Origin of the sequence: Paenochrobactrum sp. BZR 201-1 (assembly GCF_044987585.2) — a bacterium.
GTDB lineage: Bacteria > Pseudomonadota > Alphaproteobacteria > Rhizobiales > Rhizobiaceae > Paenochrobactrum > Paenochrobactrum pullorum.
Map to the genome: position 1 here is coordinate 283,621 of NZ_JBJDRZ020000005.1, position 15,199 is coordinate 298,819.

Consider the following 15,199-nt stretch of genomic DNA (forward strand, 5'->3'; position numbering starts at 1 on the left):
AATATGACGACGTCATCACCGACTTTTGCCGTAGCATTTGGCGGTGGTGGCGCCCGCGGTATTGCCCATATTCACATTATTGAAGTCTTGGACGAACTGGGTATCAAACCGGTGGCTATTGCCGGGTCATCTATTGGTTCAATCATGGGGGCGGGGCTTGCCTGCGGCATGAAAGGCAGCGAAATTCGTGCCTATATGACCGAGATTTTCACCCATAATACGGAAATAGCCAAACGTATCTGGCAGACAAAGCCGCAAAGCCTGGCTGATCTGTTTCATGGCGGTTTAAAATTCAGCCAATTCAATATTGAAAAAATTATTGCAGCTTTTCTGCCCGATCAGGTGCCGGTTGATTTTGCCGGGTTAAATATTCCCCTGCAAATCACCGCATGTGATTATTATGCGGCCAGAGAAACTGTTTTTGATACTGGTGATTTACGCTCTGCCATTGCTGCTTCCTGTGCCATCCCGCCATTGTTTTCGCCGGTTCGTCGCGAAGGCCGTATTTATCTCGATGGCGGTTTGTTCAATCCTGTGCCCTATGACCTTTTGAGCGATAAAGCTGACATTATCATTGCGGTCGACGTTATTGGTGTTCCTCCATCTGATAGTGAACGAATGCCGACAACAATTGAAGCGATGATGGCATCCAATATGCTCACCATGCGCTCCATCGTCACCAATAAATTTTTGAATTGCAAACCGGATATATTTTTAAGTCCGGATGTATCGCATATAAGTCTGATTGATTTTTGGAAAATCGAGCAAATTCTCACACAAAGCGAGAAAGTGCGCGATCATCTCAAATATGCGATTGATGATGTTCTTAAAACTCATTCCGCCGCTGGCGTTTGAATGTTTTCATCATCATTGGCATCAATTTGCTCTTTAGTGGCTTGATCCAGTGCTTTACCCTGACGTGAAGGTTTAAGTAGCGGTTCAGGTGTCACCGGCTTGTTAAAGAGCAGGTGACGGCCAGCCAGAATACCTTCTGCCATTTGCACATGCAGGCGGTCTTCATCGCGCTGGCGAACATCCTCGGCAATCGAATAGGCTGTTGCTTCACTGGAACCCAAGGCTTCAAGCGCTTTGCGACCAAACATGAGACCCGATTCCAGCGTTTCACGCAGTTCATATTCGACGCCATGAGCACGTAGCTCAAGACTATGTTCGCGGTCATAAGCACGCACAAATAGTTTTGCGTCCGGGTAGCTTGCCTGCACCAGCTCGACAATGCGGCTGGTGGTTTCTTTGTTTTGGGTGCAGACGGCAACGATTTTTGCCTGCCTGATACCGGCAGCTTCCAGCACATCCTTGCGGGTGCCATCTCCATAATAAATGCGGAAACCAAAACGACCAGCTGCGCGGATACGATCAGCAGATGTATCAATCACGGTTACACTGACGCCACCTGCCAGCAAAATCTGCGCAGTGATCTGGCCAAAGCGGGAAAAGCCGATCATCAAAATATCGGCGCCAGCTCCGTTGAAATCTTCTTCCGGTGCGGCTTGTTCTTTATCTTTGAAAAGTAGCTTATTGCCGATTGCAACCGAGAGAGGGGTGAGAGCCATCGAAACAGTAACAGCCGCCACCAATTCGGATGCCAAAGCACTGGTGATGATCGCAGCAGCAGAGGCGGCTGAAAACAGCACAAAGGCAAACTCACCACCTTGCGGCAGCAGAAACGCTACGCGGACAGCATCATTGTGGTTGGCGCGGAAAATCCGGCACAATAAATAGGTGATCACTACTTTGATGAACATAAAAATAGGCACAGCAATCAATACGGCTTGCCAATGGGTTACAATTACCGGCAAGTTGAGCGACAGACCGACGGCCACAAAAAACAGCCCTAAAAAGATACCGCGGAACGGTTCAATATCGGCTTCCAGCTCATGGCGATAGGATGATTCTGCCAGCAGCACACCTGCAATAAACGCTCCCATTGCCATGGAAAGACCGGCATATTGCAGAAGCATTGCGGAGCCGAGCACGATAAAAAGCGCGGCAGCAACCATCACTTCACGCGCACCGGTATTACCGATGATACGGAACATCGGATTAATCAGATAACGGCCGGCGACAACCAAGGCTGTGATTGCGGCAATGGCGGTGGCAATATGGAAGCTGGCGCTTGCCTGTTCTTCAAGTGGTGAAAGAGCCGGAATAATTGCCAGAATTGGCACAATCGCCAAATCTTGAAACAACAGAATGGAAAAACTGCGCTGACCATATTTTTGGTTGGTGCCGCCGCGATCCTGCAAAACCTGCATCGCAAAAGCGGTGGAAGATAATGCCAGACCATAACCGATTATAATCGCCGCATTGACGCTTAAACCCGCCAGATGAAAACCGGCAAAAGCCAAGGCTGCACCGGTAAGGAGAACTTGTGAACTTCCAAGGCCAAAAATCGAATGGCGCAGCGCCCAGAGACGGGATGGTTTGAGTTCCAACCCGATGACGAAAAGCAGAAACACGACGCCCAGTTCGGCAAAATGCAAAAGCTCTTCGCCGTCACTGATCAGACGCGCTACAGGGCCGATGGTGATACCGGCCGCGAGATAGCCAAGCACGGTACCAAGCCCCAGTTTTTTGAACAAGGGCGCTGCGAGAATAGCACCGCCAAGAATCAGAAGCGCTTGTATGTAAAGATGTCCGCCGTCTTCCAGCATAATTCGGCCTTGAATGTGATCTGTTTGTTAGCAATTAGGCGAGCTTGCCTTGAAGGGGCAAGAATTGCACCCTATACAAGAAAGATATGGCCGGATTCAGTTTCAGGTCTAGCAAATATTGAATAATCATCAACTTGTTTGATGCAAATAATATTCTGGGTAAGCGTGAAAAAGATGACTGATGCCGCCTCTAAATTGATCGATCAGGCTGCTCGCCTCGTAGAGGCTGCAAAACAGGCAGGCGCTGATGCGTCGGATGCGGTTGTGGTGCGGGCGCGCTCCACCAGCGTGAGTGTGCGCCTTGGTAAAGTTGAAGGCACCGAATCATCTGAGAGCGACGAGTTTTCCCTAAGAGTTTTCGTGGGAAAACGTGTGGCCAGTGTTGCGGCCAATAGTAGTGCTGATCCGAAGCAACTGGCAGAACGCGCCGTTGCAATGGCCAAGGTTTCACCTGAAGACCCATATGAGGCTTTGGCCGAACCAAGCCTTCACGTTAAAAATCCGCGTGATCTTGATCTGTTTGATGCGACGGAACTGAACTCACAGCGCCTGACCGAAGACGCATTGGCGATGGAAGCCGCAGCGCTTGAAATATCAGGCATCACCAATTCCGGTGGAGCTGGTGCTTCCTTTGGCCTGGGAGGTTTGGTGCTGGTTACCTCAAACGGTTTTTCGGGCGCCTATCAGGCTTCGCGTTTCGGCCGTTCGGTCAGCGCTATTGCCGGTGAGGGCACCAGCATGGAGCGCGACTATGATTTTAGCTCGCGTCTGCATTTTGCTGATCTGGAAGTGCCGGAGGTGATTGGACGTAATGCCGGTGAGCGCGCTGTACGTCGTCTCAATGCGCGGCAAGTGGCGACAGGGCCGGTGAATGTCATTTTTGATCCGCGTATTGCGCGCGGCATGGCTTCCCATTTGGCTAGTGCAATAAATGGTGCCTCTGTTGCGCGTAAAACCAGCTTTTTACGCGATAAAATGGGGCAGCAGATTTTAAAATCCGGCATTAATGTCACCGATAATCCGCTGCGTGTGCGCGGCTCCTCTTCACGTCCCTTTGATGGTGAAGGTATTGAAGGTCAGCCATTGGTGATGGTAGAAGATGGTGTCTTGCAGCATTGGACATTATCGGGTTCAACGGCGCGAGAATTGGGCCTTCGAGGCAATGGCCGCGGTGTGCGTTCCGGTTCGGTTGTCTCTCCGGCTTCCACCAATTTTGCCATTGAACCGGGTGAACAAACACCAGAAGATCTGATCAAACAGATCGTCACTGGTTTTTATGTGACGGAAGTTTTCGGTCAAGGTGTTAATATGGTTACCGGTGAATATAGCCGTGGTGCTTCGGGTTTCTGGATTGAAAATGGCGAATTGGCCTTTCCGGTTTCGGAAGTCACCATCGCCGGCCGTTTGCAGGATATGTTTTTGAATATGACACCAGCCTCGGATATTGATCGTAACTTTGGTATGACCTCTCCGACTTTGGCAATTGAAGGAATGACGCTTGCCGGAAACTAATGGGCCGGAAATTAACGAGATGATGCAAAACCTGCCGCTTCCGCAAGATGAACTGGCGCTGCTGAAGCAAGCGGCGGCAGAAGCGGGTAGCATTGCTTTGCACTATTTCAAAAAAGATCCGGATGTCTGGTATAAAGAGGGTAACTCGCCTGTCACAGAAGCAGATTTTGCCGTCGATAATTATTTGCGCAAAACATTGCTGCAAGCGCGCCCCGATTACGGCTGGATATCAGAGGAAACGGTCGATGAGCGCGATGTGGTGCCACGTCAGCGGTTCTTTGTGGTTGATCCGATCGACGGCACCCGTTCATTTATTCGTGGTGATGATCAATGGTGCGTGAGCATTGCGATTATCGAAAATGGCCGCCCGCTTGCCGGTGTTTTGGAGTGTTCCGTGCGCGGTGAAGTGCTGGAAGCTCATTGCAATGGTGTTGCTTTGCAAAATAATTTGCCGATCCGTGTGGGCAGTCAAAATGCAGGTGAACCATTGAGCATTGCTTTATCGCGCTCCGCTTTTGACAGCCTGCCGGATAATTTACGTGATCGTGTGCATCTACACCCTTATGTGTCGTCATTGGCTTATCGTATTGGTATGGTGGCGCGTGGTGAAATTGCGGGTACATTTGTGCGGCCTCATTCCAATGATTGGGATTTGGCGGCTGCTGATCTGATCTTAAGCCGGGCCGGAGGCCGTCTGGTGGATGTGGCAGGTGTGCCGCTTCATTATGGCGGGGCATCATCGGGGCAGGGCGCATTGGTTGCTTCCAGCGGTAAATTGCTGGAAGAGATGTTGAGTGTTGTCGCCGCTTAAGCATTGCGCTAAGCAGGCGGTTAAATCGAACTGTTTCAGGAATGGATCATTATGAGCAACGACGGCGATAAAAGACAATTGCTTCATTTGGTTTTCGGCGGTGAGCTGAAAAACCTCAACTCGATGGAGTTTCGTGATTTAGACCAAATTGATATGGTTGGTATTTATCCGAACTATGAAACCGCTTTGCACGCATGGCGTTCAAAAGCACAACAGACTGTTGATAACGCGCATATGCGTTATTTCATCGTGCATATGCATCGCCTGCTGGATCCTGCGACTGCCGCAGCTTCTATCAGCTCGCAGAGCTAATATTTTCTTAAGATTTATCAGCGCAAGCCGGTCTGTTAAATCCCGTCAGACCATAACTTGCGCTGATATTGTTTTAATAACTTCAAGAGTAAGCTATTCGTGAATAATCAAGACCCAGATCGCGCTGTACTACCTGAACCTTCCGGTGACGAAAAACCGGAACAAAAGCGTTCGGGCTTTTTAAAGCCGTTTTGGCGTAAAATTCGCGGGCCGCTGGCACGCTCGGCATTTGTCAAATCATTGTTGGTTGGCCTGATTACCAATTATCTGCGTCTGGTCAATCTCACCAACCCAATGCCGAAAGCGGCAAAGGAAACGATACGTATCGCGGGCGAAATTGCACCTTTTATTGTCACCTTCTGGCATGGTCAGCATTTAATGGGGCCTTTTGTGCGCCCGAAATCCGCACCAACTGTTGCGATGTTTTCGCGCTCTAATGATGCGGAATTAAATGCGAAAGTGGCCGAACGTTTGGGCTTGGAAATTGTGCGTGGTTCTGGCGGTCGCGCAGAAACAACCCGTGTTGAAAAGGGCGGCGCACGCGCATTGCTGACTTTAAAAAATGCATTGAAAAATGGCAAATCCGCAGCCATGATTGCTGATATTGCTCATGGAACGGCGCGTGAGGCGGGAGAGGGAATTATTTTGCTCGCAAAATTATCAGGCCGCCCCATAATTGCGACAGCCTATGCGTCTACTCGTAAAATAGTTCTTGAAAAAACTTGGGACAAGACCACTATTCCATTACCCTTCGGACGGGCAATGGTGATTGCAGCCGAACCGGTTTGGGTACCTGCTGATGCGGATGCGGAAATTTTGGAAGCCAAGCGTCAGGAACTGACACAAAAATTAAACGAGGCTACAGCGCAAGCTGCTGCCGCTTTGGAGAAAGCATCATGAGCGAACGCTGGGCGCGCAATGTGCTGACCGCTTATCGGGTCATTGGAACTTGTCTCTACCCGTTTGTCGGTACCTATGTGCGCTATCGTACGCTAAAGGGCAAAGAAGACCGTCAGCGCCGCAATGAGCGCTATGGCAAAACCAACATTGCCCGCCCAAACGGTCCGTTGATTTGGGTTCATGCCGCAAGTGTCGGCGAAACCACTGCCATTATGCCATTGGTTGAGCGGTTGGCTTGCCGTGATATCACTGTTTTATTCACCACCGGTACGATGACATCGGCAAAATTGGTCGCCGATCATATGAGTAATCATATTATCCACCAATTTGTGCCTCTGGATTTGAAACCGGCGGTCGAGCGCTTTTTGAACCATTGGAAGCCGGATTTGGCAATTACGTGTGAATCGGAAATTTGGCCGACCACGATCCAGATGCTGGGGACGCGCCGCATTCCGCAAGTGCTGGTCAATGGCCGTTTGTCTGACCGTTCTTTTGCTGCTTGGAAAAAACGCTCCTCTATTGCCGAGGCTTTATTTGCGAATTTCTCACATGTTGTTGCGCAATCCGAACTGGATGCGGAGCGATTCCGTGCTCTTGGGGCGCGTCCTGTCACTGTATCCGGTAATTTGAAAGTTGATAGCGCCCCGCCGCCGATCGACAAACAGACGCTGGCACGTATGTTGGACGAAATTGGTACGCGCAAGCGTTGGGCGGCGGTTTCAACGCATGAAGGCGAAGAAGAAATTTGTGCGCAGGTGCATAAAATGCTGACCGTACGCCATCCTGATTTGCTTACCATCGTGGTGCCGCGCCATCCGGTGCGCGCGGATGAGCTGGAAACCATGTTTATGACCCATGGTTTGAAAGTGGCAAGGCAAAGCCGCGGTGACGTGATCGAGCCGGATACGGCCATTTTCATGGGCGATACAATCGGTGATATGGGGCTTTATCTGCGTTTGACTGATATTGCCTTTGTCGGCAAATCTCTGGTGGGTGAGGGCGGTCACAATCCGCTGGAACCGGCGATGCTCAATACGGCGGTTTTATCGGGCAGCAATGTGCAGAGCTTCCGTGATTCCTATCAGCGACTGATTAAAAACGGTGGCGCGCGACTGGTTAAAGACCGTGAAATGCTCGCGGGTGCGGTTAATTTCCTTTTCAATAATCCAAAGCATCTGAAAGTGATGATTGCGGCTGGTTTGCGTACAGTGCTTGACATGCGTGGTTCACTGGAACGCACCGTTTTGTCACTGGAGCCGTTTATTCAGCCGTTGCTGGTACAAGCACAATTGACCAGTGCGGCGCATGATGATGCCAAAAATCCAAAACGGACTAAACGAGGCGCTTGATGGCGGGGCAGGCTCCATCCTTTTGGTGGCAAGCTCCAAGCTGGCGCTCCGCTCTGCTGGCTCCATTGGCCTGTATTTATGGCATGGTTGCTGCCCGTAATCTTACTAAACGTGTGGGTGCCCGCATTGATGTGCCGGTTTTATGCATCGGCAATTACACGGTTGGCGGAGCCGGAAAAACACCAACTGCTATTTACTTTGCCGAACTTGCCCGTGATGAAGGTTTTATTCCCGGTATCGTTTCACGTGGCTTTGGCGGCAATTATAACGGTGTGCATCTGGTTGATCCTGAAACCGATAGTGCCAAGCTGGTGGGTGACGAGCCATTATTATTGGCGCGACATGCCAGCGTTGCTGTTTGCTCCGATCGTTCCCATGCCGCAGAATTTTTAAAAACACGCGGTTGCGATTTCATCATTATGGATGATGGCTTTCAAAGTGCGCGACTTTATGCCGATTACGCGCTTTTGGTGGTGGATGCCTCACGCGGCATCGGCAATGGCAAGATTATTCCGGCAGGGCCATTACGCGCGCCGCTCAATGTGCAGATGGCAAAAACCGATGGCATTTTGCGCATTGGCACTCAAAATGTGGCTGACAATTTAATAAAACAAGCGCATGCGGCTGGTAAACCAATTTTTGATGCGGTTTTGCAAGCTTCATCAAAGAGTGATTTAGCAAATGGTCAATTTTTGGCTTTTGCAGGTATCGGCAATCCGGAGAAGTTTTTTGTAAGCCTTCGCGCAACTGGCGCCGTTATTGGCGCGACGCGCGAATTTGCCGATCATCACCCGTTTACGCCACAAGATATTGCACAATTGCACGATGAAGCGGCAGCTAATAACCTTCGTTTGATTACGACTGCCAAGGATTATGTGCGCTTGGCTTCACAGCCGGATATAGACCGAAGCTTTGTTGAGAAACTGTCAGTGTTGGATGTGGAATTGAGCTTTACAGACAAAAGTGCTGCAAAAACCATTTTCTCAACGGTTTTGCAGCGCTTTGAAGCTCGACAATAATTAATTATTTGTCGCGTTTGCGTAATTCCGGATGCATGTCCAACTCACGCTGGAAAGAAATCTCGCCGGTGGCATAGGCTTCCTGACGCTCGACGCTCCAATATTTCAGCTCGTCGAGCGGAATTTTAGCACCGCTGACCGCACAAAGTACATATTCGCCCATGGTCAGAATATCAAAATCACCATCGAGATAACGGATACGGGCTTCTGTTGAGTGCGAGCCGCCAAAATTGTTCATGTTCTTATCCAGTTCGTTCTTTTTTAGAGCGTGTCGCGCTTTTTTGTATCTATTGCGCGCGCTCTAACATTTTAGTTTACGCATGTCTTTATCCCAAAACAGGTAGTCACTTTTTGGAGACATGCTCTTGTTTAACGACGTCCGAACAATCGTTCGATGTCGCTGAGTTTCAGTTCAATATAGGTTGGACGACCGTGATTGCAGGTGCCGGAGCCGGGCGTTGCCTCCATCTGGCGCAACAAAGCATCCATTTCCTGCTGTTTCAAGCGGCGGCCGGAGCGCACGGAGCCGTGACAGGCCATTGTCGCTGCCACATGATCAAGCATTTCCTGCAAGCCATTGGCGGTATCATGCTCGGCAATTTCATCGGCTAAATCACGAATGAGCTGCGGTACATTCATTTCGCCAAGCATGGCAGGTGTTTCACGCACTGCCACAGCACCCGGCCCAAAGGGTTCAACGCCTAAACCGAAACGCTCCAATGTTTCGCTATGGGCGGTCAAACGGTCGGCATCTTCTTCCGGCAGATCGACAATTTCCGGAATAAGCAGCATTTGTGATGCCATTGGTTTGGAATGAAGCGCTGTTTTCAATGCTTCATAAACGAGACGCTCATGGGCTGCATGCTGATCGACAATCACCAGACTGTCTTCCGTCTGTGCGACAATATAATTGGCGTGTACTTGTGCGCGTGCAGCACCCAGCGGCATCGCCATAATTTCGGTTTCAGGTTCGGCCATACCGGCACGCGCATCAGCGGTCGGAATGCTGATATCGGCAAAAACCGATTGCCCTGCTTCATTCATACCAGTTGGCATTGTGTGTTGTGGTGAGGTGCTGCCATCCAGATCAAGCGGGCGATGAGCCGGATGAGCCGTTGCCGGCGACCATTCCTGGCGCGGTTGATATGCTTGCCAGTCTCGGCTCGCAAATTGCGGGCGATAGCTTGAAGCTTGCTGAGGCGGCATGTTGGATGAGGGTTGCAAACCCTGCGCTCTGAAGGTTTCCATCATGTTGGTGGCAGCATTGGTTGACGCACGGATGCCGGATTGCGCATGCGCCTGTTTGATAGAACCGACAATCAGCCCGCGCACGAGCCCCGGATCACGAAAGCGCACATCGGCCTTGGCCGGATGCACATTGACATCCACCAATGCCGGATCAAGATTTAAAAACAGCACCGCAACCGGATGGCGGTCGCGCGCAATCACATCCATAAAGGCACCGCGTAGCGCACCAAAGATTTGCTTGTCGCGCACAGGGCGACCATTGACATAGGCGAACTGATGCTGGGCATTGCCGCGGTTAAATGATGGAATGCCGACAAAACCGGAAAGACGCACCCCATCACGCTCCGCATCAATAGCCAAAGCATTTTCGGCAAATTCCTTGCCCAATATTTGCGAGATACGCTCAAGCATGGCTTGGCTGCCGGTGCCGGTGGCGGGCAATTCCAGATTGGTGCGATCTGTTCCGGCCAGAGAAAAACGAATATGCGGAAAGGCAATGGCAATGCGCTTGATCACTTCTGTGATAGCGGTTGCCTCGGCGCGATCCGTCTTCATGAATTTTAAACGGGCAGGCGTTGCGAAGAAAAGATCGCGTACTTCTGCAATCGTGCCGACATTCAAAGCAGCAGGGCGGGGCTCGGCCACATGGCCACCTTCAACACTCACTTCAAAACCGCTATCGGCGGTTCTAACGCGTGATTTCAAACTCAGTCGCGCCACCGAGCCAATGGAAGGCAAAGCCTCGCCACGAAAGCCCAGTGCGCGAATGTCATGCACATCATTATCGAGTTTTGATGTGCAGTAACGCGAGATCGCCAAGCTCAACTCAGCTTGCGGAATACCGGAACCGTTATCGATGACGCGCAACAACGTCTTGCCGCCACCGGCGGTGACAATTTCAATCCGGTCAGCCCCTGCATCAATCGCATTTTCCACCAGCTCTTTGATAACGCTGGCCGGACGCTCGATCACTTCACCCGCAGCGATCTGATTGATGATGGTTTCGTTGAGATGTTTGATAGACATTGCTGATCTTAATTATTCTGCTTAATTATTTTGCCTAATTATTTTGTAAGCCGCGGGTGATGCTGTAAATTTGCGCGGAACGGGCACCGGAACGGCAGAAACCAAGCACAGGGCCTTCAGCTTTGGCGAGAGCCTCTGCCATAACGTCCACATCTTCCTGTGTCAGCATACCTCCGGAAAAAGGCACATGCACTGCGGTAATACCAACTTTTTCAGCCACTTTGGCGATTTCGGCAAAATTGGGTTGGTCTGCGCCACCTTCACCATCAGGGCGATGGCAGATCACCATCTGGAAGCCTTGAGCGGCAAGATCACGTATATCATCAGGCGAAATCTGGCCGGTGACTGAATAAATATCGTCGATTTGGCGAATGTCCATTGTGCTACCCTGCGGTTATTGCTCATTGTCTGTATGGGACGGAATATCGTTGGAGCTTCAGAATCTTGAAGCCATACATATAAGTCTAATATGGGATAAATTAACGGGAGAAGCCATGTCTAATGAAAAATCTTCACGGCTTGTTCAGCGACAAATTTATCGGGAAGGCGTTTTTTCAAGTTCGACACGCATGGTGCCGGAAGAAGTAGCTGTTGCGATGAGTTTTGGTGGCACAACCCATGCGGTGATGATGGCAACACCCGATGATTTGGAAGATTTTGCCATTGGTTTTGCTTTGACCGAAGGTGTTATTGGAAAAATGACCGATATTGAGACCATCAATATCGTGTCGGTTGATGGTGGTTTTGATGCACAAGTGACACTGAAAGAGCAGTCACGCGCGCATTTCAATGCGCGTCGCCGCCATATGGCAGGGCCGGTCGGCTGTGGTTTATGCGGGATTGAATCGATCGAACAAGCGCTGCGTCCGGTGCCGCAAGTGGATATAGCCAATGCAAAATTCTCAGCTGCAGACATTACAGGCGCAATGGCAGATTTAGCGGCCAAGCAAAAACTCAATAGGACAACGCATGCCGTGCATGGCGCAGGGTTTTATTTGAAAGGGCAGGGCGCTGTCATCGTGCGGGAAGATGTCGGCCGGCATAATGCACTGGACAAATTGGCTGGCGCTTTATTGCGCAACACATATGCCTCAAACCAAGGATTAGTGGCCGTAACCAGCCGGTTATCAGTGGAGATGGTGCAAAAGTCCGCCCTTATTGGCGTACCCTTATTGGCAGCTATTTCTGCACCCACAATGCTTGCGATTGAAACGGCTGAAAAAGCAGGGCTTACATTGGTGGCGCTAGTGCGCGGCAAAGAATTTGATATTTACACACATCCAGAGCGGGTGCTGCCCACATAAAAACGGCGGGAAATCCCCGCCATTTTCGTTGATAGAGTGATTACGCCGTCAGTGCTTTGATGCGTTCACGCTCGGTCACAATCTGCATGGCAGCATGGGCAGCCTCCACGCCTTTGATTTTGAAATGCGCATGGAAGAACTGATGATGTTCATCGCTATTGTGATAATGATGCGGGGTGAGCGACACGCTCAATACCGGCACATTGGTTTCCAGCTGCACCTGCATCATGCCGTTAATCACAGCAGTTGCGACAAAATCATGGCGATAAATGCCGCCGTCAATCACGAAAGCACAACCGGCAATCGTCTCATAACGACCTGTTTCAGCCAGCATTTTGGCCATCAGCGGGATTTCATAAGCGCCGGGCACATCGAAGATTTCAACTTCAACTTTATTGCCGGAAATTTTGGCGATCTCATCAATAAAGCTTTTACGCGCTTCATCAACAATATCGGCATGCCAGCGTGCCTGAATAAATGCAACTTTGAAAGCTTTTGTGTTCGGATAGCTCTGTGTCATAGGTTCCTCACGAAACTAGATACAGGGCGTACAAAAAAATACCCATAAAAATCCGCACGTCACCTTTGGCTACGCTCAGATCCTGAGTCTTCTTTCGCTCTCTTCCATCCGGACTATACCGTCGGCTCCGGCATCGCACCGGATCTGCTGACCTTAAACTTGCCATGCAAGTATAAGCGCTCGCGGGCTCAAAGCTTGAATGTTCAAACTTCATACCGCCGGTGGGGAATTGCACCCCGCCCCGAGAACAAGACCGCACGGGATTGCGCGGCTATGACAAATGTAGGTTTTGTTATGGTGTTTGTCCAGAGGCTTTAGTTGCGTTGCAAAGATGCCGCTGGAATCAGAAATAAAATCGGGCAAGGAAAAAGAGCGCTTCATTATTGCCAATGAAACGCTCTTTCTCAAATGTGCCTGGAGGGCAAGAAAACTGTTCTGCTTTGACGTGATCGCCAAGGCAGCTGATAGTATTAATCTATCAGCCGATTCTTATAAGAGGCTTAGTCTTGTTAGACTTGACCTCTTAGATAGCAGTTTCACGTGCAGGGGATTAAAATCTTCTTAACAAAATAGGAATTCTTGGTTGTTTTGTCTGATCTTTGTTCTGGTCACCATTTTTCATAGTCACCCGAAAACCGATTGCAAACCAACGGTTATATCTCAATTTTACACTTTAATCAGTGCAGAAGATCAAAACCCATCACTGCGATAGCCAGTGCAGTATTCAGGCTGATAATCATCATAGAATAGAGAACTGCGGTTCTTGTCAGATCGCTCATGCTATATCCCTTTCCGTCACCCTGAAAATGTCCCCAGTCTCATTCAGGAAATTCGTTAAAAACACTGTCTTCACACAATGTAACAGCGTGTAACCTGTGGCGCAACCCTCGAAATGACATTTGTGAACGCGTGTAACACTCGGTGAGTTTCGAGGTGTCGGAAAGTGCAATGTTTTCAATAATAGGAGCGCTTTTTTGTCACTAATTTTTTATCAACTTTAAGCTGTTATTTGGTGTTTTCTTGATTAAACTAAGCCAAGCCATCAAGACAGAAAGCCCGTAAATACGGAAATTTCCTGTAACTGATAATCGAAGTTGAATGCCTCAAATGTTGAGGAAACAGGGATTTATTGCCGTGAACCGGTCAGTGCCTCTTGTTCTTGCCATTGCTCTTTTCATGGAGAATATGGATTCGAACGTCATCTCCACGTCATTGCCGGCTATTGCAGAGGATTTGGGCACCAGCCCTATTGCGCTGAAACTGGCATTAACCGGCTATCTGGTATCATTAGCGATCTTCATTCCGATCAGCGGCTGGATGGCTGATCGCTTTGGTGCCAAGCGGGTTTTTCGCGCGGCAATCGGTGTGTTTGTGCTGGGCTCGCTTGCCTGTGCCGCGTCCAATTCCTTGACCGCTTTTGTTTTGGCGCGGTCGCTTCAAGGTATGGGTGGCGCAATGATGACACCTGTCGGGCGCTTGCTGATCATCCGTTCAACACCGCGTAATGAACTTGTTTCTGCAATGGCATGGCTTTCCATTCCGGCGATGGTCGGGCCATTGGCGGGGCCGCCGATTGGTGGCTTTATTACGACCTATTTCACATGGCACTGGATTTTCATCATCAATGTGCCGATTGGTATTATGGGCATTTGGTTTTCAACCAAATATCTGCCCGATGCGGAAGAGCTGATGAACCGCAAACTCGACTGGACAGGATTTGTACTTTCAGGGCTTGGCATGTCGGGCGTGGTGTTCGGGCTTTCGGTGGTCAGCCTTCCGGCTTTGCCACCATTTGTCGGTGTCGGCACGCTGATAGTTGGTATTGTCGCCAGTATTCTTTATGTCTGGCATGCCAGACGTGTGGCCGAACCCTTGCTGGATTTGTCACTGTTTAAAAATAAGGTTTTCAGAATTTCTGTCGTGGGCGGCAGTATCTTCCGTCTCGGTGTTGGTGCGGTGCCATTTTTGCTGCCGCTGATGTTTCAGGTCGGTTTCGGCCTCACACCTTTTCAGTCGGGTATGCTGACATTTACGTCTGCTATTGGTGCCTTCACCATGAAATTTGGCGCGCGCTCGATGTTCGCGCGTTTTGGTTTTCGTAATTCATTGGCGCTTTGTTCACTGATTTCGGCAAGTTTCATTGCCATCAACGGTTTCTTTACACCGGAAACGCCTTATTGGATTATCTTCATGGCACTGCTGATTGGTGGTGTTGGCCGCTCGCTTTTGTTTACGGGCGTCAACACCTTAGCCTATGCAGAAATTCCCAACGAGAAAACCAGCCAGGCAACACCGATCACCACTGTGGCGCAGCAAGTGTCGCTGGCTATTGGCGTGGCCATCGCTGGTGGTATTTTGGAAATCAGCACGCTGTTTCACGGTAAAGAATTGCTACTCAGTGATTTCCATATTGGTTTCTTCATTATTGCAGCTATTTCTGGAATAGCCTTTTTCAGCTTTATCAAGCTTGATCCGGATGCCGGCCATCAGCTTTCGGGAAGAAAAATCCGTAAAAACTAAACATAA

14 protein-coding genes and 1 riboswitch are annotated in these 15,199 nt (G+C 49.9%); of the genes, 9 read left to right on the top strand and 5 right to left on the bottom strand.

The window, feature by feature from the left end:
- Window positions 1-3: 3 nt before the first annotated feature.
- Complete coding sequence (locus tag ACI0FR_RS04015) at window positions 4-855, top strand: patatin-like phospholipase family protein (RefSeq protein WP_404906480.1); 852 nt, start codon at window positions 4-6, stop codon at window positions 853-855.
- Here the strand turns inward: ACI0FR_RS04015 and ACI0FR_RS04020 are convergent.
- Window positions 834-2,672: a monovalent cation:proton antiporter-2 (CPA2) family protein gene (locus ACI0FR_RS04020; RefSeq protein WP_404906479.1), complete on the bottom strand. Its 1,839-nt coding sequence runs from the start codon at window positions 2,670-2,672 to the stop codon at window positions 834-836. The genes ACI0FR_RS04015 and ACI0FR_RS04020 overlap by 22 nt on opposite strands.
- Before the next feature lie 174 nt (window positions 2,673-2,846).
- Between ACI0FR_RS04020 and ACI0FR_RS04025 the strand changes: the two genes are divergently transcribed.
- From ACI0FR_RS04025 to lpxK, 6 genes are all read left to right on the top strand, one after another.
- Window positions 2,847-4,184 (top strand): TldD/PmbA family protein, encoded by a 1,338-nt coding sequence (locus tag ACI0FR_RS04025; RefSeq protein WP_404906672.1) that lies wholly within the window; start codon window positions 2,847-2,849, stop codon window positions 4,182-4,184.
- Window positions 4,185-4,203: 19 nt separating this feature from the next.
- The gene (locus ACI0FR_RS04030; protein WP_374830487.1) at window positions 4,204-4,995 is read left to right on the top strand and encodes a 3'(2'),5'-bisphosphate nucleotidase CysQ; all 792 of its coding nucleotides are present in this window, start codon (window positions 4,204-4,206) and stop codon (window positions 4,993-4,995) included.
- Window positions 4,996-5,046: 51 nt separating this feature from the next.
- Complete coding sequence (locus tag ACI0FR_RS04035; RefSeq protein ID WP_404906478.1) at window positions 5,047-5,307, top strand: DUF4170 domain-containing protein; 261 nt, start codon at window positions 5,047-5,049, stop codon at window positions 5,305-5,307.
- A gap of 99 nt (window positions 5,308-5,406) precedes the next feature.
- Window positions 5,407-6,207 carry a lysophospholipid acyltransferase family protein gene (locus ACI0FR_RS04040; protein ID WP_404906477.1) on the top strand — a complete coding sequence of 267 codons (801 nt, stop codon included), beginning with the start codon at window positions 5,407-5,409 and terminating at the stop codon, window positions 6,205-6,207.
- Window positions 6,204-7,556: a lipid IV(A) 3-deoxy-D-manno-octulosonic acid transferase gene (gene waaA, locus ACI0FR_RS04045; protein WP_374829607.1), complete on the top strand. Its 1,353-nt coding sequence runs from the start codon at window positions 6,204-6,206 to the stop codon at window positions 7,554-7,556. Before ACI0FR_RS04040 ends, waaA begins: the two co-directional genes overlap by 4 nt.
- Window positions 7,556-8,575 (top strand): tetraacyldisaccharide 4'-kinase, encoded by a 1,020-nt coding sequence (gene lpxK, locus ACI0FR_RS04050; protein ID WP_374829609.1) that lies wholly within the window; start codon window positions 7,556-7,558, stop codon window positions 8,573-8,575. Before waaA ends, lpxK begins: the two co-directional genes overlap by 1 nt.
- A 4-nt stretch (window positions 8,576-8,579) precedes the next feature.
- On the opposite strand, the gene ACI0FR_RS04055 is transcribed toward lpxK, so the two are convergent.
- From ACI0FR_RS04055 to ACI0FR_RS04065, 3 genes are all read right to left on the bottom strand, one after another.
- Complete coding sequence (locus ACI0FR_RS04055; protein WP_374829611.1) at window positions 8,580-8,813, bottom strand: DUF2093 domain-containing protein; 234 nt, start codon at window positions 8,811-8,813, stop codon at window positions 8,580-8,582.
- A gap of 131 nt (window positions 8,814-8,944) precedes the next feature.
- The gene (gene mutL, locus ACI0FR_RS04060) at window positions 8,945-10,849 is read right to left on the bottom strand and encodes a DNA mismatch repair endonuclease MutL (RefSeq protein ID WP_404906476.1); all 1,905 of its coding nucleotides are present in this window, start codon (window positions 10,847-10,849) and stop codon (window positions 8,945-8,947) included.
- Window positions 10,850-10,883: 34 nt separating this feature from the next.
- The gene (locus ACI0FR_RS04065) at window positions 10,884-11,228 is read right to left on the bottom strand and encodes a protein tyrosine phosphatase family protein (RefSeq protein WP_374829615.1); all 345 of its coding nucleotides are present in this window, start codon (window positions 11,226-11,228) and stop codon (window positions 10,884-10,886) included.
- A gap of 115 nt (window positions 11,229-11,343) precedes the next feature.
- On the opposite strand from ACI0FR_RS04065, the gene fdhD reads away from it, so the two are divergent.
- Window positions 11,344-12,153, top strand: coding sequence for a formate dehydrogenase accessory sulfurtransferase FdhD (fdhD, locus tag ACI0FR_RS04070; protein ID WP_404906474.1), 810 nt, complete (start codon window positions 11,344-11,346; stop codon window positions 12,151-12,153).
- A gap of 40 nt (window positions 12,154-12,193) precedes the next feature.
- Here the strand turns inward: fdhD and ACI0FR_RS04075 are convergent, their stop codons facing one another.
- The gene (locus ACI0FR_RS04075) at window positions 12,194-12,673 is read right to left on the bottom strand and encodes a 6,7-dimethyl-8-ribityllumazine synthase (RefSeq protein WP_374829619.1); all 480 of its coding nucleotides are present in this window, start codon (window positions 12,671-12,673) and stop codon (window positions 12,194-12,196) included.
- A 92-nt stretch (window positions 12,674-12,765) separates the two neighbouring features.
- Window positions 12,766-12,926: riboswitch (FMN riboswitch) on the bottom strand.
- A gap of 881 nt (window positions 12,927-13,807) precedes the next feature.
- Between ACI0FR_RS04075 and ACI0FR_RS04080 the strand changes: the two genes are divergently transcribed.
- Window positions 13,808-15,193: a DHA2 family efflux MFS transporter permease subunit gene (locus ACI0FR_RS04080; protein WP_374829621.1), complete on the top strand. Its 1,386-nt coding sequence runs from the start codon at window positions 13,808-13,810 to the stop codon at window positions 15,191-15,193.
- The last annotated feature ends 6 nt before the right edge of the window (window positions 15,194-15,199 follow it).

Bases quoted from the DNA above. Each gene is read 5' to 3' on its own strand.
- ACI0FR_RS04015 (WP_404906480.1), top strand. From the start codon at position 4: ATGACGACGTCATCACCGACTTTTGCCGTAGCATTTGGCGGTGGTGGC.
- ACI0FR_RS04020 (WP_404906479.1), bottom strand. From the start codon at position 2,672: ATGCTGGAAGACGGCGGACATCTTTACATACAAGCGCTTCTGATTCTT.
- ACI0FR_RS04025 (WP_404906672.1), top strand. From the start codon at position 2,847: ATGACTGATGCCGCCTCTAAATTGATCGATCAGGCTGCTCGCCTCGTA.
- ACI0FR_RS04030 (WP_374830487.1), top strand. From the start codon at position 4,204: ATGATGCAAAACCTGCCGCTTCCGCAAGATGAACTGGCGCTGCTGAAG.
- ACI0FR_RS04035 (WP_404906478.1), top strand. From the start codon at position 5,047: ATGAGCAACGACGGCGATAAAAGACAATTGCTTCATTTGGTTTTCGGC.
- waaA (WP_374829607.1), top strand. From the start codon at position 6,204: ATGAGCGAACGCTGGGCGCGCAATGTGCTGACCGCTTATCGGGTCATT.
- lpxK (WP_374829609.1), top strand. From the start codon at position 7,556: ATGGCGGGGCAGGCTCCATCCTTTTGGTGGCAAGCTCCAAGCTGGCGC.
- ACI0FR_RS04055 (WP_374829611.1), bottom strand. From the start codon at position 8,813: ATGAACAATTTTGGCGGCTCGCACTCAACAGAAGCCCGTATCCGTTAT.
- mutL (WP_404906476.1), bottom strand. From the start codon at position 10,849: ATGTCTATCAAACATCTCAACGAAACCATCATCAATCAGATCGCTGCG.
- ACI0FR_RS04065 (WP_374829615.1), bottom strand. From the start codon at position 11,228: ATGGACATTCGCCAAATCGACGATATTTATTCAGTCACCGGCCAGATT.
- fdhD (WP_404906474.1), top strand. From the start codon at position 11,344: ATGTCTAATGAAAAATCTTCACGGCTTGTTCAGCGACAAATTTATCGG.
- ACI0FR_RS04075 (WP_374829619.1), bottom strand. From the start codon at position 12,673: ATGACACAGAGCTATCCGAACACAAAAGCTTTCAAAGTTGCATTTATT.